Origin of the sequence: Sporanaerobacter acetigenes DSM 13106, from assembly GCF_900130025.1 — a bacterium.
GTDB lineage: Bacteria > Bacillota > Clostridia > Tissierellales > Sporanaerobacteraceae > Sporanaerobacter > Sporanaerobacter acetigenes.
On the sequence record NZ_FQXR01000003.1, the window covers coordinates 27,247 to 47,705 of the forward strand.

Sequence of the window (20,459 nt, forward strand, 5' to 3'; positions counted from 1 at the left end):
ATCTATTTTAACAGCAAAAGACTTTGATTTTCAGCCTTCAATGACTAAAACTCAGCTTTTCGACTTAGAAAGTTTAAGATTTATTGAAAATAAAGAGAATATACTGTTTTTTGGAACTTCTGGCGCTGTAAAATTAGGAATCGCTGCAGTTAAAAAGAGATACCTAACATACTTTATATCCTGTCATAACTTGATAATGCAATTAAATAAGGCTCATGCAGAAAACAGATTAGAAACCAAGTTAAAACATTTTTCTAAATACAAGTTGTTAATTATTGATGAAATAGGCTATTTGCCGATTGATAAACATAGGTTAAAAGGAAAAATGGATTTATTAGAAAGCAAAAAAAGTAGTAATAATTAATTCTAAAAATTGTACAATTTTTAGGTTCTTTCCAGCCTTAGTTGAACTAAGTATTATACTCTATCTGCAACACCCTATTTCTTAATATCTCAAAAGTACATCTGCCATACATTATTCTTTTTATTACCTTTATTTTGTTTATTTTCCCCTCGGCTAAACCATTGCTATATTCATAGTTAATGGCATTTTCTACTGCCTCAATATCCCTTGTAATACCAGTAATAAAGCTGTTTAATTCCTTAATACCTAGGGCCTTAGATTTTGTTATCCATGTATTTAATTTTGTGCTATCCTTACCAAATAATATTTCTTTGAATTCCTCTACTATATTAAAGATTATCTTATATTTTTCATATCTATCTAATACTACCTCAAACTCCTCTAATGTAATAGTTTCCACCTTTTCTATAGGTTTATATAATAAGCTAATTAAATCATTCGTTTCTACATATCTTATATCTACTGCCTCATTTTCTTCAATAGTTTCAGATCTAAAATCAGTAATAAATTTTCTTATAAGAGATTCACTACCCGTATAGCCTTTGGCTTTAATTTTTTTGTATATTTCTTTAGAACTAATTCCATCTATATAAAATTTTTTAACTAAATTTTTGTAATTATCAAGTTTACTTTTTTTCTTGACTCCCTTTGATGTATGGTTCCAATTTTCATCAGATTCTAAATACTTTTTTACAGTCTTTCTATCAAGAACCATTTCTTCAGCTATTTTTCTCATGGATTTCCCCTCGCTACTTAATTCTTTAACTTTATTAATTAAGTATTCTTTACTCTTTGATATATCTGAGGACTTAGCTTCAGCATTTGTTATTTTATCGTATTTTTCTTTATCTTCATTAGATATTTTTGAATATGCTATCACAGTTTTATTACTCATACCTAAAATAGAAGCTATATCATTAACTTTGTATTTTAAATCTCGTAGTTCCTTAACCTTAAGTATCAAATCCCATTTTGTTTTAAATTTATATTTTTCTTTCAAATGTAATGTTTCTCCAGAATTAATGTTTTCTAATTTCCCTATCTCGATTTTATTTTTAAATATTCTTTTAATATATTGTTTACAGTAATCTGTCAGGTTTTTTAATATATGAAATCTATCTGAAACTTGAATTGACTTTGGATGTGCATCTTTTATAGCCTTATTATATACTATTGAACCATCTCTTGATATTAATTCCAGATTTGGAAATGAACTTAACCATCTTTTTACTTCTTCATAATCTCTTGATTCTAATATATCTACAATCTTTCTGGTTTCTATATCTATCATAACCGTTGCATATTTATTTCTTTTTTTAATAGCAAAATCGTCAATACAAACCTTTTTAATTTTATCTTTATCTAATATTTGTGTTTCTTTTTTTAAAAATATTGCATACTGTGCTTTTACTTACAGTTGCAACACTTTTTCCTAATAATTTAGATGCTGATATTAAACTCATGTTTTTTGATAGATTTATTATTTCGGCTTCTAATCTTTTGGTTTTTTTAGCTTTATGTTCGATAAAATCAAATTTTTCAGCGAAAGTTTTTCTATTACAATCCTCATTATCACAAAAGAACTTTCTATTATTTAAAATTAAAACTGTTTTCTTTCCTGATATGGGAAGATCTTGAAAGCTTCTTGTGTAATGAGAATGTATCCTCTCAGAAGGAGTATTACAATGAGGACAGCAAGCCACTATTTTATTTGATTTTATGTGTATATAAATGGTATCTTCTATTATTTCATGGGATATATATTCTAAGTTTTCATCTAATAACTTAATTAAAGCATCCAATTTAAATACCTCCATATGTTAATATGGAGGTATTATACTAAAATTTATGCATTAAATCAACTAACATTGGAAAGAACCATTTTTCACTTGACAAATACACGAATTTTAAAAAATATCATCTGAATGTTTATTTTAGAAACAATATAATATATAATAATATGTAATAAAATATAAAACACTTTTGATAATAAAGAACATTATAAAATAAAAATATAAAATATTATGAAATAAAAAGTAAATAATGATATATAAGGAGAGTAAGAACAAAGATGACTGATAGAGAATTGTTAGAATTAATTGCTGCACAAGTAGGCGAGCTAATAAAAGATGTATCTACATTAAAAGTAGGGCAAAATAATCTTAAAGATGAAGTAAAAAAAACTAATGTAACTATTGAAAATGATATACAACCTAAAATCAATGCTCTATTTGATGGCTACAAACAAAATCCAGATAAGCTAAATAAAATTGAAGAGGAAGTATCTAAACATGAGGAATTTATTTTAAAACGTGTAAAATAAAAAAACATAAAAGGTTTTAGTACTCTAAAAATTAAAGTTATAACATCTATATTGGACAAGCAGGAATATCAAGCTAAAAAAATACTCAACTACCTACTTTGTCCAATATAGATGTTAACCCCTAGCAAATAAAAATCCGGGAATCCCGGATTTTTATTTTATTTAACAGCTTTGATTTTCAAAAGCTTTGTTTAGTTTTTTTATAGCTCTTTTTTCAATTCTAGATACGTAGGATCTAGATATTCCTAGAAAATTTGCTATTTCTCTTTGAGTTTTGCATCCACCATCAATTAGTCCATATCTCAATTCGATAATAGTTTTTTCTCTTCCCTTCAAAACTTCATTTATTTTGGAGTACAATTTTTTTACTTGTATTTTTAAATCTACTTCGTCAATAACTTCATCCGCATCAGTCCCTAATATATCAATTAGAGATATTTCATTGCCTTCCTTGTCTACTCCAATAGGTTCTTGAAGAGAAACCTCCACTTTAGACTTTTTATCAGCACGAATAGTCATAAGTATTTCATTATCTATGCTGTCTAAAAGACAACATTATATTTAGTTTCTACATTATATATATAGAGTTATTCTAAACAAACAAAAAATATCATGTTTATTTATATAAATATTGTGTTGTGTATGGTTGCTATTGTTCCATATTTGCCTTGTATTGTGTTTTTAATATGTAGTGTACCAATTATATTACTTTATACATCAAATCTTGTTCTGTGCTAGATATTTAAGCCCATTTTATGCAAGTTGTCCATTTATAAAATTCATTGCCAAAAAATAAAAAAAGACCAGGATTTTAGTCCTGGTCCTCATCTTCTTTTCTTTTCCTTGTACTCTGTATAGTAAGTTGATGCACATATACCGCCATACCAGCACAAAGTATTCCTTGCAATACTCCATTTAAAACTATGGATCCTGTAAACCCATTCTCAAACCCTAGAATGAGTATTGATACAACAATTCCAATCACTGCCAAAATAATTGGAATAGTCCAATCCTTGACTTTTGGAATTTGTTTTATGGCCTGTCCTAGAATTATTAGTACAGGAATAAGTATGACTATCTCTGGCAATATATATTGTAGTATTTCTTCGCCTGTCATATTATTTTACCTCCTTATAATTTGTAATTCTATCTAGTAATGCAAATACTTCACCTCTGGTGATTTTATCATCAAACCTTGTTTCTTGTATTTCCATACCTTTTGCCTTTAAGCTATCATAATGTTTTTGCGCCCAGTGAGGTTTATCTTCTTTTATAGCTTTCTTCTTTAAATTATAAAAACTTGCAATTGTCCTTGCTTGTACTACTGCAAGTTCTTTTTGCTTGTCTCTAAATATTAAACTATCTTCTCTATTAGTATGGAATCCATTTTCTATAATCATCGATGATTTAGCTTGATTAAATCTTAGTTCTCCATACCAGTTATAACCTGTTTTCCCCTCCTTATATTTAACCCCTCTGTTTCTGTGATTGAAAAATATAGCAGTTGTATCGCATAGTAATTGAGCAAGTTGCTTGTTTGGCCTCTCCACAGAATCCCAAACCTCTGTACCTCTGACACTAGAATCACTTGCTGCATTACTATGGATTGCTAGATATAAGTCATATCCTTGGCCCATTTTCGCTCTTTGAGCTAAAGATGGGTTATCTGTAATTTTATTTCTAACTAAATCTACTTTAACATTCTCGTATGTTTCCAGTTCAGCTTTTAAAACTAATGAATAGTGGAAGTTGTTGTCTCCTTCATTAAATAGTACTCCACCACGGTTATGCTCTTTACCTGCGCCATGTCCAGCATTTAATCTTATCCTCATTTTCTCACCTCCTGTTCCAAATCCTCAATTCTATATCCTCAATTCTATGGTTAGCAACTTTCATTTTTTCCTCTAAAATATATGTTTTTTCTACAACTGAATTATGTTTACTCACTTTGCTTTCTAACTGTTCCAATCGATACGCTATAAGAGCTGTACTCTTTCGCTGTCCAAAATAACTCCCTATCAATGTACCTGCAAATGCTATTAACGCCACTATTATTTCACTTTCCATATAGCACCTCCATAAATTGATATAAAAAAAGAACCTAGCAAGCTAAGTCCCTATATTAAATCGTCAAACATTAATTCATAAGTCACCTTCATTGTTTGCGCGTTATTCTTCGTTTGTGGTGCAGTTAATAATACCCTAGAAGATAATCCTGCCAATTGGATTTTAGTTAAACAATATGGACCATTAAGATCGGTAATCCCATATAATATTCCTTTATTTGCATCAATGGCAGTAATTGAATATAAACCGTCGGTATAAGTATAAAAAGCTCGTACTTCACCATTTACCAAATTAATATGATTAAGTGCCTTAAAATAATCATAACGATTATCCTCCCTCCCTTTAGAAAGAAAAAGAGTATCACCTTTAATGTCAAAACCTGACTTATAGGAAATATATATTGGCGATTCCTTATAATTTACTATGTTCCCATTTAAATCTAGCTTATAAATGGCCTTATCATATTGCATTCCAGTTAAATTATGAGTATTTGGACTATCGCTTAAAACCCAAAAACCATCTTCTGCACATACTGGGTTTACTAAATATGGCAAAGATGTAGTTATTTTATCTACCAAATTTCCTTCTAAATCAAATTTAAAAATTGTAGATTCATAGTTAGAACTAACATAATTTGTTATATAAATGTACCCATTATAATAATCTATGCCACACGAATCAAAGTTAAGAACAAACAAATCCTCTACTGTATTATCCTTAGTATTATATTTCTTTATTTCTTTATTCATTAACAGCCATATATAACCATCCCTATAAGCTATTTTGTCTCTAAAATTAAATTTTAATCCTGATATTGTTTCCTTTGCATACCCTTGGCCATACCTTCCTAGTTTACCGCTAGCAAAATTTATACTTTGAAATGTGCCATTTGCTGCATGTGTAGGAAAATCAAAAATATGTGTTATTTTATTTTTATCTTTAATGGTTTCAGCTGTATTAATAGTTCCTTTCTGCGAATCGTCGCCTGAATAAGTTTCATTTCTAAAAGCATATCCTATTATGTCGCCTTTATATCCAAATTCATTCTCAGGGTCTTTTTCACTATCATCATTTGTCAATACCACCATTATAAATGGGGTTGGGGCATATAAATAATTGTTATTTGAATAATCAACTATTTTATTTATCCCTAATACATTTGACAATATTTCTTTCTTTTGAATATATTTAGCCCAAAGTTTATATCCATTGCCAATGAAATTATCTTTGGTTTCCTTAAATTCCACTTCACCAGTCTTTGCGTTTCTTAATTCTACTGTAACTCTACCTTTCACACCTAAATTATTGCCTAAATTTAATTTATCTTTCAAATTATTCACCCACTTCCATTAAAATATCTATACTATCAGTTATATTTATTATATTCATTTCCATTTCTGTATTTTCAGTTGTTTTTTCTACTTTAATATCTTCAGTAAATGTAACAAAAGCATTTTCATTTATGTTAATAATTTCTCCTATATCAACATAATCTTCAACACTTGCATAAGGTATACCAGAACTTGCAAGCAAATTTGCGCCATAAGCATAAAATTGAGCTTGCTGTGGTTCTACTGTGAATATTCCTTTTTCCATTCTAAGCATTAATCTAATATTATTTGCGAACTGAGGTATATCCTTAGCTAAAAACGATATGTTTACAGTGTTCCAGCCTTCTCTTACAAAACATTTATAACTATTACCAAATAATCCAGTATCTCTTTTCATTTCTACTTCTAAGGTAGAATCTGTACTTGCTTGTCCTACTATAACAATAGTAAACTCTATAGAAGTATCATCCATAGCCGATATCGGAAGTACCATTTTTACTTGTGAACTCCCATTTACTTCAAATGATTTTGCATTTGTAGTTAGTACATAGACGCCAAGCCTTTTCTCTATCTGCTTTATATTGTCTTTTAATCCCCCGCCAAATCCATATTCAGATTGTTGAGCTGTATATGAAGGAGAAGATGAAGTTTCTTTAAGGCCACCTTTATATATGAATTTATTCCTTAGCAAAGGAGCTTTTAGTATTGTTCCGTCTCTTTGTACTATTTCAACCCAATCTCCAGCCTCTAAATCTGGTCTACCTCTCCAATTCATATTAATAGGAGTATAAGACATTTCGTTTAAATCATTAAATATACTTTCTAACATTGTTTCTGTAATGTATGGATTATAGAAAAACAAAGTTTCATCTACTTCTCCAGCTCCAATTTCGCTTTCTTCAATATCGCTGTTATAATTAGCTACAACTCTTAAATATGTCTTAGTAGGATTGGTAATATTACAAGTAGCATAATCTTTTGTTGTCAATGTTTCTTTTATTTCTCTATCACTAAATTTAATAAATTCAAGCTTTCCTTCTTTATTTATTTTCACTGCTGCAGCATGAGATATTGCTATGAAACTTAATACTTCTCTTATTGTATATCCATCTGGTTTTTCCTCGATTATATAATCTTGATTAATAAATAAATTTTCATCTAATTCTACTCCCAATAATACTGCTATCTCATTCATAACTAATTCCATTTTAGTAGGATAATTTAAACCAGAATGATATATTTTTTGTGCAAGGATTAATCTGTCAAAGCAAGCTAAAGAAACTACATCATTTTTTACATTTCTAGAGTCAACATAATATACACCAAGAGGTAGCCATTCTGTATATCCTTCTGCTCCATTCATTCTTATATATGGTTGTACTTTAGCATTAGAAGATATATCTATATTTGTTTTTAGTTTCATGTTTAACCTAGAGGAAATCACAGCCCCTAGGCTAAACTCTTCTTCATCTATGCAAGCCTCTTCTATATCAAATTCAACTATTGAACTCGTGCCTAGTACAGTTGTATCATCTATAGCAACTTTAGTTTCAAATTCCCTACCACTTTTTTTTAAATATGTTTTAAATTTTTCTGATATAGGATACAAGTTATCACCTCTCAATCAAGGATAATTTTAAACCTTCCCATATAATTGTATCTCCCTTCGCAATAGCAATTGTTGCAGGTCTATCGCCAGCATAGAAGGTTTTAGCTTCGTATCCTCCTGTCATTGGATCAGGATAATATACTTCAAAGAATTCGTCTTGAATAGATTGTAATATTGCAGATACTTTATCCCATTCAAGTCCGCCAAAGGACATTTCTATTTTTCTTTTTACAGCTATCCTGTCTCTATTTAAAATCCCATCAGCAGTTCTAACTGATGTTTCTCCATCATCCAAATCTAAAGTCGTAACAAGAAAAGCAGCAGGATATGCTGCTATTTCTTGTCCATTTATTTTTATTATCATCCTGCCACCCCTTTATATGATTAGTAATGTCTTGCCAACACGTTTTTGCTCTGTGTTAATCGACTTAATTGCTATTCTTCCGAATTCAGTTTCTCCTATTTTTAGTACTATATCTCCAGATTGATTATTTGAACTATTGGATTGCATTTGTGCTGCTTGCATTGATTGCAGTACTGCATTCCCAACTGCATTGGCTATTGAATTATCAGGGCTTTCTACACCTTGCAATGTTCTAGCTGTCATATCAACAGAACCTTCTATCTTGTATACATTATTTTCAATACCTTCTGCCATCATGTCCATGAGATTAGGCATCCATTTATCCGCATCTTTGCCTGGCCCTTTCTTCGCTGGTGAGTGGAACCCTAAACGGTCAGCTACGGTGTCAGCTACTTTTGTTACTGCATTCTTTACTTTGCCTATCATAGCATTTATACCATCTATAAAGTTCTGGATAAGATTTCTACCCCAATTTCTAGCGTCTCCTATTACTCCGTGTATTTGTTTATCTGCAATCTTAAATGGACTCATCATTGCATCTACTAGTGCGTTCTTCATATCTTTAATACTTTGCCACATCTCATTCCATTTATCTTTTACGCCATCCCTTATATCTTTTGCTTTTTTTATTACATCCTCTTTCATGACTTGCCATTTAGTTTTAACCTCTCCGGTTTCCCAATTTACCTGATTGACATGCTCCCCCGCCTGTGATTTAGCTTGTTCAACTACTTTGTTATGCATATCAGTAGCTTTACTAATAGCTTCTTCTCTTTGTCTTGTAGCTTCCTGTATTAGTTTGTCTGCTTGTTCCTCTGACAAAGTACCAGCTTCGTCCCTTTGCCTAATAATTTCTTTTATCACATCATTATATTGTTCTTCTGCTGCTTGTATAGCTTTATCCTTCTGTTCTAAACTATTTTGTACAACTTCTACTGCTTGCTTAGCGGAAATCTCTCCTGCTTGAGCTTTCATTCTTTCCATTATCGCTTTAGATTCAACTTCACTTTCTGAAAGTACTTGTACGCCTGTTTCTACCATTTCTCGTTGGATGGAATTGATTTTTTCTTGCTCCCGCCTTGTTAATTCTCGCTTTTCTTGTGAGGCGGTATTAAGTATTTCTTTTATTCTCGCTTCACTTTCTGCAACTTCTCTCTTTTTGACCTCGTATCCTTCCTGCATGTTTCGCAGTATTTCTTCTTGTTCTTCTTTAGATAGATTAGTGCTACCATCTACAAAATTTTGCATTTTAGACAATGACTCTTTATGATGTTTATCCAAACCACTTTGGACTTGCTGGGTCATTTGCAAAAAGTTCCCTGAAATATTATCCGCTATTTCTTTAGTTACTGTTTGACCACTCCAAGACAATTGATTAAGGGCCACAGTCGCCTGATCATTTAAGTCTAAAAAACCTCCTACTGCTTTTTTTGTTGCTTCTGACGTTTCTTTCCCAAATAACTGTACTTCCGGAATAACTTCTTTACTAAAATGTTTATACATTAAAGTACTTGCAGCTATTACTCCGCCTATAGCTACTACAGCTATGCCTGCTGGTCCAAGAAAGGCAACTAATCCACCTTTGAAAGATTCTCCCATTATAAAAGCTGCTGACATTGCAGTTTTGTAAATATTTAAGACTACTGTTTTGGCTGCTATGGCCGCCTTTACTACTCCAAAAGCTATAGCTAAGCTGCCTAAAACTGTTACAATCGTCTCTAGAACAGGATATCCGTCACCCATTAGCCAATCTATTAGTTCTACAAATTTATCTAGGAGATTTCCTGTCCAGTCACATAATTTAGCAACTGCTGGAGCCATTAAATCTATAAACCAGTTAACAAAAGGCAATACAAATTCATTTAAGATAAACATTACAAGTTCAGCTATTTTAGCTCCTAGTCTTACAAATCCTTTAAATAAATGCTCTCCGCCATTGTCCCATACCCATACTAGCTTTTCTCCTAAATGATCCAGTGTAGCCAATATATTATTCAGCGTTTCAAGGAATATTTTAGCAAGCTTATCTCCAACTTCGCCCCACACTTCTCTAAAAGCTCCAGTTAATCTTTCTGCAAGAGTTAATATATGTTGGATTATGTTGTGTATATGCTGCATTATTGAAGTCCCTAACCCTGCTTCTTCCCATGCTTTAGTGAAAGATTGTGCCATATCCCCTATAGTGTTGAATATATTTTGAAGTATTCTTAATGTAGTCTCTAGTATTGCTTGGCCTGTTCCATTTGTCCAAACTTCAACCCATGACCTTCCTATAGCCTTTATAAGTTCCTTTATCTCTCCAAATGCATACTTTATTGCATCTATAGTAGCTTGACCTTCATTTTCCCATGCTTTTTTAAAAGGTTCAAATATTGTAGCTAATTTCTCTTTAAATTCATCTAGCCCACTCGTATCTATTTGATCCATAGGTAACATTTCAAAATCACCAGCACCTCCGCCACCACCAGAATCATCAGAGCCTTTGTCCAAATTCAATGTATTTAACTCATCAAAAGGAGCTAATGCCCCTTTAATTTCTTTGCCAGCCTTTTTAGCAGCACCTCCTACTCCCGCCATGTTCTTTTTAGTCTTTTCTAGTCCTTTTGCTGCATTATGACTCTGCTTATATGTTTTTCCAAACAAGGCCGATACAGCACTTGCTATATAAGTTGTTACAGTTGCCATTCCTCTCATTAATGCATTTAGTGCCGGCAATACAAATTCATAAATAGGTTGAAAAGCTACTCTTAAATTAGTTCTGATAACATTTAATGAACGCACAAATTCTTTATTAGTTTTAAGTGCTGCATTTAGATAGTCAATCATTCCTCTTATTGCCTTGTACATTACTGCATATATAAAAATTCTTCTCAATACTCTTTTTAATGACATATCAATCACATGTGCAAGTCTTGTTACTTTATTGCCTGCTTCAAATATATGCTTTCCTGCCAGCCTAGACCGAATCCCAAGTCTCCGAACTTTTTCTCCTGCTTCATTAAATTTATTTCCAGCATTTTCTGCCCTTTTACCTGCATTATTGATAGCTTCTCCTAGTTCGCCCATTTCTTTTTTAGTTTGGTTGTTTTTATCTATTAAAGGTTGCATTCTAGTTTGAAGTCTATCTATTTCTTCTGATAATTTTTGAAAAGAACTATCCGATTTAAGCATTTGTTCTAAACTTTCATCTTTTGTCATTCCCGAAAAAGCTGGAAAATCTTTATAGCTATCTATAATCTCGTCTCGTGCAGCATCTAATCTTCCTAACTCTTCTTTTATGCCCAATATCTTTTCTTGAGTTTTTTCAAAACTAGAATTTAATGATTCTAATTTTTTCTGCATTTCTTTTACACTTCCGCCCATGGCAGAGCTTGTATCATTAGACGACTTTTTAAAATCCTTTAATCTATTTGTAGCCTTGTTTATACCTTCTTGCAACTTTTCTGTTTTTGCTGAAATAACTACTTTCAATTCCTCTATCGTCAATCAGTCTCACCTCTCTTTTGTTTGAGGTATGTGTTATACTTTTCTATTCTTTCTTTCATTATCTGCCAATCTTGCTGCTTAGGTTCTTCTTCAATTTCTTCTTCAAACAAACTAGGAAATACTTCTTTAGCACTAGTCGGATATTTCTTAGGATCATTAAAGGCTATTCCTATCAAGGAACCTAATTGATAAGCTATGTTGGCTTGAAACTGCATTGCTAATTTGGTTTTCCTTTGATTGCTTTCTATAGCTTCTATAATCTCTCCATAAGTCATATCCCAATAAAAAACTGTATCCACGCCATTTTCTGCAGCAATTGGATACAGTTTTTTAAACAATTCTGTGCAATTATTTATTTGCTCTTTTTCTTCTGTGATTCCTCCAGCTTCTTTTTCCCCTCCTCTAGATCCTCTTTCTTGAAAAAACCACTTACCTCAAATACATCTATGATTACTTCTATTAAATCTTCAAAAGTACCGCCATCATCTACATATTCATCATAAATATCATAAGTATCTGCTAGAGTGATGTTATGTTGGAACTTTTGAAGTGAACCATGGAGAACCATCAGCAATTCTTCCATAGTAGGAATTTGACCTTCTTTCATGAATATATCTAATATATTAGCCCCTATTTTCTTTTCTATATTAACCATTTCATTTGCTGCAAGCCTTAATTTATATTCATTATCTCCTACTTTAAATTCTGTATATCTCATTTATATCATCCTTTCTATTTTTAGACATAGAAAAAGCACCTACAAAAGTAAGTGCCCTTATTATTTTAATTTTACAGTTGCAGATGTTTTAGCTTCAAAACCAACTCCGCTATAAACTTTCAATGAATATTCATTTACATCTTCTGGTACTTCGAATACAAATATCCCTGTTCTACTCATGCCGGGATTACATTCTTCTAAAAATATATCTTTGTCTCCTAGTATCATCATTAGCTTTGCATCCGTATAAGTATCAAATTTTCTACCTTGATTATCTATTATATTGAATTGCATTGATGAAAATGTTCTAGGCTTAGTATCATTATTAGTCAATGTTGCTGTTACTGCTATAAATTTCCCATCTGTGGTTACATTCTCTATAAATTCATTATCACTTTTAAATTCTTTCTTTTCTTCTACTTCTAGAATTGTAACTCCCAAATCTCCAGTTTTAAAAGAATCTCCTATGTTGTAAATTGGCTCTTCTTCAACGACTTCTTCTTTTTCTTCCTCTTTGTTTTCTCCAACCACTGCTTGATCCTCTTGTTTTGTCGTTGCTTGTTTTGGCTCGTTATCATTTCCACTAGTTGCAGCTATGATAATTATAATTACAATAACCCAGAACCACCATCTTTTAAATATTGATTTCTTCTTTTTCCCTTCCATAGAACCCCTCCTAATGTTATTCTTTGATATTTTTAGAATACTATACATTGGAGGAAATTTCAAGCATAAAGAGACGGCTTCATATTGTCTCTTATACTCCTGTAGGATTAATATCCTTTATTTCTGATTGTAGGAACATACTAGCTGTAAATGTCTTTGCAGTATTCACCCCACCGCCTGCTATTTTAACACTCACATAAGCGTCAAATTCATGTCCGCTACCATCAGGGTATTCTACTTTATAACTAGCTATTTTGTTTTCATCTTGCATTTTTTTCAATACTCTGTAGTTTGATGTAGCAGAACTATTATCATGTAAAAATACAAAGTTCAAATCTCCTAAATCTGATATGCCGGGGATATATTTCTTATGTTTATCTGACAGAGTAGTCACGTCAATTTTTTCAGGGTCCCCACCTATTTCAGGAATTTCCATTAGAAGATCAATCTCTTTGTAATCTGTCATTGTTCCCTCTTTATAGCTAATTTTCGTTTCATTGAAACTTGTTCCTGCCATTATACTTCACTCCTTTATTATTGGTACACTATTAAATTTCTTTTATCTACAATTCCTCTAAATCTCATTGTTTTATGTTTTACCTTTGGGTCAGGTACATCTCCCATAAACTCTCTTCTAAATCCAATGGAATTCATCTTTTCGTTTACTTGCTTAGCCAATTCTCCTGTACTTCTGTTGTGCCATATATCTATTTGAATTACTATTTCAGTCAGTAATTCAGGGCCTTTTTTAAAATGATCATTATTAAATTGCTCATAAAAAGATATCTTAGGTAAATTAGTAAAATCATCAGGGTATGAATCTGATACATTGTCTTCTCCTACTATTTCTTCTAATAATTGATTTACCTTAGGTTTTATATCATACACATCAATCGCCCTTCTTTATTTCCATTCTCACACTAGCAGCAATGGATTCTTTTATATATTCTTCATTCTGTTTCATAGCTGGATACAAATAAGGTTGTGCGGCTTGGCCATAAGTTCCATAAAACACACCATCTTTTGTTTCTATCTTTATAAAGTGATACTGTTCGGCTATAGCTGGATCTATTTGGCTTTCATGTATCCACCACATTCCTTCCCTATATTGAGGTTCTATTCCTGGAGGTAAGTCCTTTGGAGAAGCCCTCCCTACTGGTCCGGTACCAAACTCCACATATGCACTATGTTCTGCTGTTGCTGATATTTCTCCAATTACCTCTCCAACTTCTTCTTTTACATCTGTTACTATTCCATTTCTTAATTGGCCATAGTTTACTGGGGCTAAGTCCTTTGCGTCTCCTTGTACTTTTTTAGTTGCGTTTGCTACACCTTTCTTGACCACTTCATTAGCATTAATACTCAAATTATTTAGCTTTTTCAATAGACTGTCTAATCCTTCAATAGTCATTAACGATTCACCTTCTCTAAATCAGCTACAGTGTGTGTGTTATATCGTCTAATAGCCACTATTTTATAATCAGGATCTTTAGTATTATCTACATAGGCACACACGCCATCATTTTCTTTTATATCTACATTACTTTGACAATACATAGTAAGCATATAAGCTAATCTCAACCCATATATTTCACTTAACATTTTGCCGCCTGCCGGTTGAATATTGGCCTTGATGGTTTTGTCTGTAGGTTCATACCCTGTATATTTAGTACCATCTGTGTCTTTAAAGGTACCGTGTTTTTTTACTGTATAAGGTTTTAAATCCCTTTGCCTAAGTCTCATATAATCACCTCGGCAATCTTCTTGCGGATCTAATTTTCTTCATTATGCTTTCAGGAATACCTTCTTCAAAGGATCTGCTTATTCCACCTTCGCTATGGCTTGTTTGCCCTTCAATTCCTTGTTTGTTATACATAATAATAGCTAAATCTATTTGAGTTGATAATAAATTAGATGGAATTTTATCCAAATGAGTTAATTCTAATATTTCATTTTCTGCATCTTCTAAGTACAAATTCAGCAAATTATCTTCGTCCGTATCTCCCAAAGATACCCCTAATTTTATTTTCAATCTATCTAGCTGCTCCATATAATCACCTACTCAATAAAAAGAAGGCCACTATTTAGTAGCCTTCCCTTTTGGTTTTTCATTTTCCTTCACTTCAACAAACCCCTTGCTTTCTAATTTTTCTTTTTCATATTCTGTAGCTACTATTTTAACTACATTTAGTCTTTCTAGTTTAAACACTTATCATCACCACCTATTATGCTAATGCTTCTTTGATATTTACCCTCATTGCAGTAAATTGATTATCTTTTATCCATAAATCATGATACTTTCTATAGTCAAGCTTCCAAGCATCTGCCTTTTGGTTCATGTCTGGTTCAAATATTCTAATCTTATCAGTCTTTGATACTGCTATAGGAGCAGTTCTAGGAGTGATGATCCAGTTGATATTCTTTGCTGCAGCATCTGCTTTAAATCCTCCTGCTTCCTGTCCTACTGTTTTACCATCATTAAATACATACTTGGTTTTCATTCTCATAGAAGGAACTTTGATGATAGGGTTGTTGTCTATTCCCCTTACAATAGTCTTGATGTCTCCCTGAGTAAAGTCTATTACCGATAGTTGTTTAGCTAGTTCTGTTGAATTTTCAAGTATTGCTGCTATTTGCATATTCATTGTAATCACTAGAGGAATTTCTCCTGCTACATCATAAATTGTATATATATCCTCTTTTAGTTTTGATAATATTGTTGCTGCATCTGCTGTGTATCCTCCTACTGCTGATTTTTTAGCTATAGCTTGGCTTGCAATAGAGCTATATCTATATGCGTCAATTTCAGGAATAACTAATGTTCTTTGGAATTCTCCCATTACATTTGCAGCAGTTGCGACAAAGTTTGTTTCATCTACATCCATTCTGTCTAACTGGAATGTTCTACCTCTGTCTTGAGTTAGTTTTTTTGTCTCATACTCTAATGTTACTGAACCATCAACAAATCCATTGGTTCTGTCATAATCTCCAAGTCCATCCATAGAGATTATAGGAATTTTCACTTCATCTCCACCATTATACTTAACAAGCCCTGCATTAGCTTCCATCCATCCAGATGTAGCTTGTGCAACTACTTGCTTATCTAATTGTTCCATAAATATCTTTGCATATTCTAAAACATTTGGTTTTGCATGAAATTGTAAATTTAATTTAAAATTATTTAGTCCTGTTTTATCCATAACTTAACACTCTCCTTTTCTAAAATCCTAAATTTTGTCTTATTGTTTCTGCCACTTGGTCTAGACCATCACCATTGCCAGAATCCCCTGTATTGTTTGGAGAATTTCCTTTTAATGGCTGTTCAAATAGATCTTTGTAGTTTTCTTTGATTGTTTTCATCTGTTCATCCAATCCTAATATGGTTCCATCATCATTGATTTTAAGATTTTCTCTGTCAAACTTACCCATGAGCAAATCCTCATATTTGGCTTTATTGTCCTTTAGTGTCAATTTGATAGCATTGTCTAGAGTAACATTTTTAATCTTTGCTTCATATTCTTCTTTAGCTTTTTTATTAGTTTCTTGTAATTCTTTTATTTGATTCTCTAGATTTTCATTACCTTTCGCTTTATCTCCTAGATCCTTTAATTGCTTATCTCTTTCTGCTATATCAGTTTCCAGTTGTTTTTTAGCTTCTGATACCTCATTATATTTATCTTTAGGCACTGCATATTTAGGAAACTCTTTGTTTACATCTTTTATTAGTGCTTCTTGGTCTAACTTTCCATCTTTTGTGTACTTTTCAATTAACTTTAGAATCCAATCCATTTTTCATTACCTCCTATACTTTTTTATACTGGTCAGTGCCAGTCTTGGGTTCTTTGTTCTTTATGCTCTGCAAATACTAAAAAAGAGCAATAAAAAAAGACTCTATTATAAAGTCCTATTAAATTCACATCTTATATTTTTATAAAAATCTTCTTCTATACTTTTCTTTATTTTTTCTAAGCTGGTATCTATGGTGCAATTCTCACCCCTGTAGATTGCTATAGGTGTATATTCCTTTACCATTATTCCACAAGCCACCATTCTCTTTTCATCACAAGTATCTTTTTCTTTACATTTATCACACCTAGGATGTAGTTTTGACAATAGCATTACTTCTCCCCTTTCTTCTCAATCAAATATAAAGTTATAATTGTTAAACATATAGTTAATGTTACCTGTGTAGCTGTAGCCATGTTAATCCCTCCATTTTCAAGCATAATAAAAGCACCTACTATTTTTTATTTAGTAAGTGCTTATTTACATACTACATTTTCTATATTATTATCTGATTCAATAAACAGTGCCCCTATTTCTTCATCATTTTTTAGTATTACCTTGCCTTCTCCATACTTAAATATAGCATACAAACTACCATCAACATCTTCCAAGACTTTATCCTGCATTTTAAATCCTTTAGTTTTCTTGAGCTTTTCTAAACATTTATAAAAAAGATCCTTATCCGTTTGATTACATACATTAACATAATACATACAATCACCTCTAATCTAAGTTAAATTTTTTATTTACTTCTTTATTAGTTTTCTTTGCTGTGCCAATTATATCCCTTATAGCTTCATCTCTTGTCATATCTTTTCTACCCATTTTATCTGTTATTAAATCGTCAAATGTTAAAATAGGTCTTGTCTCATCTAAACATTTTCTTCCTTCTTGGTCTTTCATCATTTTCCTAGCTTCAAGTTTATACTTAGATCTTAGCGCATAAGATTCTCTCGCTTGATTTTCTAAACTTTTAGTATTGTCTATTAAATCATGTATGTCATTGCAGTGTGCTATATACCATTCTCTTACTTCTTTATTGCCAAACATACCAAAAAAATCATCTCTATAATCTAAAGAATTTAATGTTTCTTGCTTTTTGGCTTTAACATCTTCCCATTCTTTAACATTATTATACTTTAATTCTTGAAAATCATCAAGGTTAGAAGGTATCTTATCTCCAAATATTAATTTATATTTTTCACACTGTTTCTTATCACTAGCTTTGTTTAATATCTTCTTTTTCATTACCTCAGCTTGGTCTTGGCCATATTTATCTACTACATACTTTCTATACCAATCTTTATAGTTCATATCTCCAGGAACTAAATAAGCCTTTCCTGTCTTAGGGTCCCTGGCTCTTCTTTTTATCTTTGCTAATTCTTCTTCACTTATATAACTTCTAGTAGTGCACCTGCAGTTTGGATGCATAGGTGGAAGATTCTTTCCTGGTTCTGCTTTAGATACTTCAAATACTTTTCTATCTAACTCTTGACATGTCTTACAAGTTCTTAAATCTAATGTAGCAACATAAATATATTTCCCTATTCCACATTCTTTGTAACTTTCTATCTCTGCCATATTGGCCATATAAGTTGTTTCTGTTCTCACTACTCTCATAGCTGCATACTTGCCATATTCAGCATATTCTTCAAGTTCTTTAGCCATTTTATAATAGCTTTTACCACTCATGAAACCACCTGTAATTATTTCCGTTAGTTTTTCAGCTAATATATCAGTGTTCTTCCATATCCTTTTAGAAAAGTGTTTACCACTCCAAGGATTTTTAAGGATCTGTTCTATAGTTTTAGTTGGTATGGCAGCAAAATCAAATCCTATTCCTAAACCTTTGTGAATATCAAATATATTACTATAGTAAGCTTGATTAATAGTATCTATATACTGTCTTTCACTAGCTTGTATTTCAACATCCGCTATTCTTTTACACCCCACATATACACGTTCCTTTAAAGCTTCTAGTCTCGTCATTCTAGCTTTATAAGCTGGACCATTAAGTCTGCTTATTAGGTATCTTTTTATTTCTTCATTTTCAGTAGTATAGACAATCCCTCTTATTTCATCTAACTCTTTACTACTTACTTTTTCATTTAATATTTTTCTAGCTTCTTCAGGAGACAATTCTCCATCTTTTGCAAACTTATTGAATATCTTTTGTATCTCTTTCTCTATGTCTTTTATAGCCTTGTCATAAGCCTTGGTTATAAGCCTTATAGTTTTATCACTATTCCTATGATAATCATTCATTCTTTCCTTTGCTCTATTGGCCCAGTATTTATTATTCTTCATCTTCCCCACCTTCTAAGTTGGAGAATTTATCAGTTCCAAAAGCTTTGGCCGCTGTCTTTGCCTTTTCTTTTCTTTCCTCTTTAAGCCTTTTCAATTCTCCTTCAACATCATTTACCCATGGATGATTAGCAACTATAGTTTCTTGACTTATTACATCTTCTGATGACACACAATTGCTGATGGCTTCTGTCTCATTTATCTGTATATCCCTGTTAAATATAAGCTCTACTTCTTCATTTTCATAGCTACCTTGTCCATTTTCGGCCAAATATATATTTACAAAATATAATAGCTGTTCAAACGCTCTTTTAAACTCTACTTCTAGATGGTTGCATTTTAAATCTAATCCAGAATATAAAAATTTTAAGCTTATACCACTTGGAGAATTACCAAACTTGTCTAAGTCTTTAGGTACACCTTGGCCAAACTCATTTATGTCCCTCTTTAACTGTTCAAAATGCTCTTTTGCTGCTTGAATATCTATGGTAGGATTAAGAGTATCTACTCCACCATGCTCAGGATCATCAATTTTTATAGCACGATAATAATTTAAATCACTTATAAACTCTGCTAGATTTTCCCCACCATAGCCTTTGAGGATATAAATTAGATTCTTAGTTTCCTCAATGAAATTATCTATATCACTTCTAGATTTATCGTAACTATCTACAAGAGATTTAATGAATCTCACATCTGGATATTCTATATGGTTATTCTTAAAGCCTATAAAAGGTACTTTTCCCCATCCTCTACCTTCTTCGCCTTTCATATAGTGAAGTATAGGACCGCCTTCGTGTTGTTCTATGTCAGGTATTAGCTGTTCGCCATCCATAACATAAAAATAGACTTCATTTTCTGTATAATGCTCTACTCTAGTGATTTTCTTCTTTTCTTTTCCTTCATATACAGTTTGAATATAAAACCTAATCATTCCATCTAGTTCAGTATGAGTATTATCTCTCCAAAGCGGTACACATTGCTCTGATGGTATTAGCATAGTTCCAAATTTACCATTATCATCAATATAAACTTGTAACCACGCTATTCCTTTGTTACTTGCTTCATAGCCAAGTCTAGTTAATGTGTATTGGAAATACTTCCCTAATACATCTTTAACTTTTTCTATATATAATTCATTGTCGCATTGTAGAGCATAGTCTTTTGTAAGAAGATATCCTACCTTTTCATCAACTAGATTCTTCACAAAGCCATGGGCTAGTTTATTATTAGCCTTTGTTTTATCTTCCATTGAGCCACTTTCAGTATGTCTCAATATTCGCCTATCGTATATGTCATTCTCAACCCTGTAGTACTTGTCTCCTTCTACCATCCAAGCTCTTTTATCTGATACGTTGAATTCTTTTATTTCGTTGTAGAGTATTTCTTCTGTTGTCATTATATTTATATCATTTCTAAATAAATCTCTAAAGTTTATCAA

Annotated in this window: 27 protein-coding genes; 2 read left to right on the forward strand and 25 right to left on the reverse strand. The window is 31.8% G+C overall.

What is annotated here, in order from left to right; translation table 11 throughout:
- Positions 1-4 precede the first annotated feature (4 nt).
- Complete coding sequence (locus tag BUA21_RS02295; protein ID WP_269844715.1) at positions 5-364, forward strand: ATP-binding protein; 360 nt, start codon at positions 5-7, stop codon at positions 362-364.
- 46 nt (positions 365-410) lie between these two features.
- On the opposite strand, the gene BUA21_RS02300 is transcribed toward BUA21_RS02295, so the two are convergent.
- Both BUA21_RS02300 and BUA21_RS15065 read right to left on the reverse strand, forming a co-directional pair.
- A complete protein-coding gene (locus tag BUA21_RS02300; RefSeq protein ID WP_327198032.1) occupies positions 411-1,757 on the reverse strand; it encodes an ISL3 family transposase in 1,347 nt (448 codons plus the stop codon).
- Positions 1,723-2,166 carry a transposase family protein gene (locus BUA21_RS15065; protein ID WP_072743029.1) on the reverse strand — a complete coding sequence of 148 codons (444 nt, stop codon included), beginning with the start codon at positions 2,164-2,166 and terminating at the stop codon, positions 1,723-1,725. The genes BUA21_RS02300 and BUA21_RS15065 overlap by 35 nt, the downstream gene beginning before the upstream one ends.
- A 269-nt stretch (positions 2,167-2,435) precedes the next feature.
- Here BUA21_RS15065 and BUA21_RS02310 point away from each other — a divergent pair, with 269 nt between their 5' ends.
- On the forward strand, positions 2,436-2,687 hold the full coding sequence (locus BUA21_RS02310; protein ID WP_072743031.1) for a hypothetical protein: 252 nt from the start codon (positions 2,436-2,438) through the stop codon (positions 2,685-2,687).
- Positions 2,688-2,849: 162 nt separating this feature from the next.
- Here BUA21_RS02310 and BUA21_RS02315 read toward each other — a convergent pair whose 3' ends face one another.
- From BUA21_RS02315 to BUA21_RS02420, 23 genes are all read right to left on the reverse strand, one after another.
- Complete coding sequence (locus BUA21_RS02315; RefSeq protein ID WP_327198033.1) at positions 2,850-3,224, reverse strand: sigma-70 family RNA polymerase sigma factor; 375 nt, start codon at positions 3,222-3,224, stop codon at positions 2,850-2,852.
- Positions 3,225-3,498: 274 nt separating this feature from the next.
- The gene (locus BUA21_RS02320; RefSeq protein ID WP_072743035.1) at positions 3,499-3,804 is read right to left on the reverse strand and encodes a phage holin family protein; all 306 of its coding nucleotides are present in this window, start codon (positions 3,802-3,804) and stop codon (positions 3,499-3,501) included.
- 1 nt (position 3,805) lies between these two features.
- Positions 3,806-4,519: an N-acetylmuramoyl-L-alanine amidase family protein gene (locus BUA21_RS02325; protein WP_072743036.1), complete on the reverse strand. Its 714-nt coding sequence runs from the start codon at positions 4,517-4,519 to the stop codon at positions 3,806-3,808.
- 4 nt (positions 4,520-4,523) lie between these two features.
- Positions 4,524-4,754, reverse strand: coding sequence for a hypothetical protein (locus BUA21_RS02330; RefSeq protein WP_072743038.1), 231 nt, complete (start codon positions 4,752-4,754; stop codon positions 4,524-4,526).
- Between the two features lie 50 nt (positions 4,755-4,804).
- Positions 4,805-6,085, reverse strand: coding sequence for a hypothetical protein (locus BUA21_RS02335; protein WP_072743041.1), 1,281 nt, complete (start codon positions 6,083-6,085; stop codon positions 4,805-4,807).
- Position 6,086: 1 nt separating this feature from the next.
- A complete protein-coding gene (locus BUA21_RS02340) occupies positions 6,087-7,694 on the reverse strand; it encodes a hypothetical protein (RefSeq protein WP_072743042.1) in 1,608 nt (535 codons plus the stop codon).
- A gap of 4 nt (positions 7,695-7,698) precedes the next feature.
- Entirely contained in the window at positions 7,699-8,058 is a 360-nt protein-coding gene (locus tag BUA21_RS02345) for a DUF6711 family protein (RefSeq protein ID WP_072743045.1), read from the reverse strand.
- A 12-nt stretch (positions 8,059-8,070) separates the two neighbouring features.
- Positions 8,071-11,544 carry a hypothetical protein gene (locus BUA21_RS02350; RefSeq protein ID WP_072743047.1) on the reverse strand — a complete coding sequence of 1,158 codons (3,474 nt, stop codon included), beginning with the start codon at positions 11,542-11,544 and terminating at the stop codon, positions 8,071-8,073.
- Positions 11,541-11,882: a hypothetical protein gene (locus tag BUA21_RS02355; protein ID WP_072743049.1), complete on the reverse strand. Its 342-nt coding sequence runs from the start codon at positions 11,880-11,882 to the stop codon at positions 11,541-11,543. Before BUA21_RS02355 ends, BUA21_RS02350 begins: the two co-directional genes overlap by 4 nt.
- Positions 11,883-11,896: 14 nt before the next feature.
- A complete protein-coding gene (locus BUA21_RS02360) occupies positions 11,897-12,262 on the reverse strand; it encodes a DUF6096 family protein (protein ID WP_072743051.1) in 366 nt (121 codons plus the stop codon).
- A 60-nt stretch (positions 12,263-12,322) separates the two neighbouring features.
- A complete protein-coding gene (locus BUA21_RS02365; protein ID WP_072743053.1) occupies positions 12,323-12,928 on the reverse strand; it encodes a DUF4352 domain-containing protein in 606 nt (201 codons plus the stop codon).
- Between the two features lie 91 nt (positions 12,929-13,019).
- Entirely contained in the window at positions 13,020-13,445 is a 426-nt protein-coding gene (locus BUA21_RS02370) for a phage tail tube protein (protein ID WP_072743055.1), read from the reverse strand.
- A gap of 17 nt (positions 13,446-13,462) precedes the next feature.
- Positions 13,463-13,816, reverse strand: coding sequence for a hypothetical protein (locus BUA21_RS02375; RefSeq protein ID WP_072743057.1), 354 nt, complete (start codon positions 13,814-13,816; stop codon positions 13,463-13,465).
- A 1-nt stretch (position 13,817) separates the two neighbouring features.
- Positions 13,818-14,339: an HK97-gp10 family putative phage morphogenesis protein gene (locus BUA21_RS02380; RefSeq protein ID WP_072743058.1), complete on the reverse strand. Its 522-nt coding sequence runs from the start codon at positions 14,337-14,339 to the stop codon at positions 13,818-13,820.
- Positions 14,339-14,671, reverse strand: coding sequence for a hypothetical protein (locus BUA21_RS02385; RefSeq protein ID WP_072743059.1), 333 nt, complete (start codon positions 14,669-14,671; stop codon positions 14,339-14,341). Before BUA21_RS02385 ends, BUA21_RS02380 begins: the two co-directional genes overlap by 1 nt.
- Positions 14,672-14,675: 4 nt before the next feature.
- Positions 14,676-14,978, reverse strand: coding sequence for a phage head-tail connector protein (locus BUA21_RS02390; RefSeq protein ID WP_072743061.1), 303 nt, complete (start codon positions 14,976-14,978; stop codon positions 14,676-14,678).
- A 30-nt stretch (positions 14,979-15,008) separates the two neighbouring features.
- Positions 15,009-15,137 (reverse strand): M18 family aminopeptidase, encoded by a 129-nt coding sequence (locus BUA21_RS15170; protein ID WP_143147119.1) that lies wholly within the window; start codon positions 15,135-15,137, stop codon positions 15,009-15,011.
- A gap of 16 nt (positions 15,138-15,153) precedes the next feature.
- Positions 15,154-16,128, reverse strand: a complete 975-nt coding sequence (locus BUA21_RS02395) for a hypothetical protein (protein WP_072743063.1) — start codon at positions 16,126-16,128, stop codon at positions 15,154-15,156.
- Positions 16,129-16,147: 19 nt separating this feature from the next.
- Complete coding sequence (locus BUA21_RS02400) at positions 16,148-16,717, reverse strand: phage scaffolding protein (protein WP_072743065.1); 570 nt, start codon at positions 16,715-16,717, stop codon at positions 16,148-16,150.
- A gap of 105 nt (positions 16,718-16,822) precedes the next feature.
- Positions 16,823-17,047, reverse strand: a complete 225-nt coding sequence (locus BUA21_RS02405; protein WP_072743067.1) for a hypothetical protein — start codon at positions 17,045-17,047, stop codon at positions 16,823-16,825.
- Between the two features lie 143 nt (positions 17,048-17,190).
- Positions 17,191-17,427 carry a hypothetical protein gene (locus BUA21_RS02410; protein ID WP_072743070.1) on the reverse strand — a complete coding sequence of 79 codons (237 nt, stop codon included), beginning with the start codon at positions 17,425-17,427 and terminating at the stop codon, positions 17,191-17,193.
- A 10-nt stretch (positions 17,428-17,437) separates the two neighbouring features.
- On the reverse strand, positions 17,438-19,021 hold the full coding sequence (locus tag BUA21_RS02415; RefSeq protein ID WP_200796493.1) for a minor capsid protein: 1,584 nt from the start codon (positions 19,019-19,021) through the stop codon (positions 17,438-17,440).
- The gene (locus BUA21_RS02420; protein ID WP_072743072.1) at positions 19,011-20,459 is read right to left on the reverse strand and encodes a phage portal protein; all 1,449 of its coding nucleotides are present in this window, start codon (positions 20,457-20,459) and stop codon (positions 19,011-19,013) included. Before BUA21_RS02420 ends, BUA21_RS02415 begins: the two co-directional genes overlap by 11 nt.

Coding starts and splice junctions, on each gene's coding strand:
- BUA21_RS02415 (WP_200796493.1), bottom strand. CDS start 19,021: ATGAAGAATAATAAATACTGGGCCAATAGAGCAAAGGAAAGAATGAAT.
- BUA21_RS02345 (WP_072743045.1), bottom strand. CDS start 8,058: ATGATAATAAAAATAAATGGACAAGAAATAGCAGCATATCCTGCTGCT.
- BUA21_RS02385 (WP_072743059.1), bottom strand. CDS start 14,671: ATGAGACTTAGGCAAAGGGATTTAAAACCTTATACAGTAAAAAAACAC.
- BUA21_RS02405 (WP_072743067.1), bottom strand. CDS start 17,047: ATGCTATTGTCAAAACTACATCCTAGGTGTGATAAATGTAAAGAAAAA.
- BUA21_RS02410 (WP_072743070.1), bottom strand. CDS start 17,427: ATGTATTATGTTAATGTATGTAATCAAACGGATAAGGATCTTTTTTAT.
- BUA21_RS02380 (WP_072743058.1), bottom strand. CDS start 14,339: ATGACTATTGAAGGATTAGACAGTCTATTGAAAAAGCTAAATAATTTG.
- BUA21_RS02395 (WP_072743063.1), bottom strand. CDS start 16,128: ATGGATAAAACAGGACTAAATAATTTTAAATTAAATTTACAATTTCAT.
- BUA21_RS02320 (WP_072743035.1), bottom strand. CDS start 3,804: ATGACAGGCGAAGAAATACTACAATATATATTGCCAGAGATAGTCATA.
- BUA21_RS02360 (WP_072743051.1), bottom strand. CDS start 12,262: ATGAGATATACAGAATTTAAAGTAGGAGATAATGAATATAAATTAAGG.
- BUA21_RS02330 (WP_072743038.1), bottom strand. CDS start 4,754: ATGGAAAGTGAAATAATAGTGGCGTTAATAGCATTTGCAGGTACATTG.
- BUA21_RS02310 (WP_072743031.1), top strand. CDS start 2,436: ATGACTGATAGAGAATTGTTAGAATTAATTGCTGCACAAGTAGGCGAG.
- BUA21_RS02365 (WP_072743053.1), bottom strand. CDS start 12,928: ATGGAAGGGAAAAAGAAGAAATCAATATTTAAAAGATGGTGGTTCTGG.
- BUA21_RS02390 (WP_072743061.1), bottom strand. CDS start 14,978: ATGGAGCAGCTAGATAGATTGAAAATAAAATTAGGGGTATCTTTGGGA.
- BUA21_RS02325 (WP_072743036.1), bottom strand. CDS start 4,519: ATGAGGATAAGATTAAATGCTGGACATGGCGCAGGTAAAGAGCATAAC.
- BUA21_RS02400 (WP_072743065.1), bottom strand. CDS start 16,717: ATGGATTGGATTCTAAAGTTAATTGAAAAGTACACAAAAGATGGAAAG.
- BUA21_RS02370 (WP_072743055.1), bottom strand. CDS start 13,445: ATGGCAGGAACAAGTTTCAATGAAACGAAAATTAGCTATAAAGAGGGA.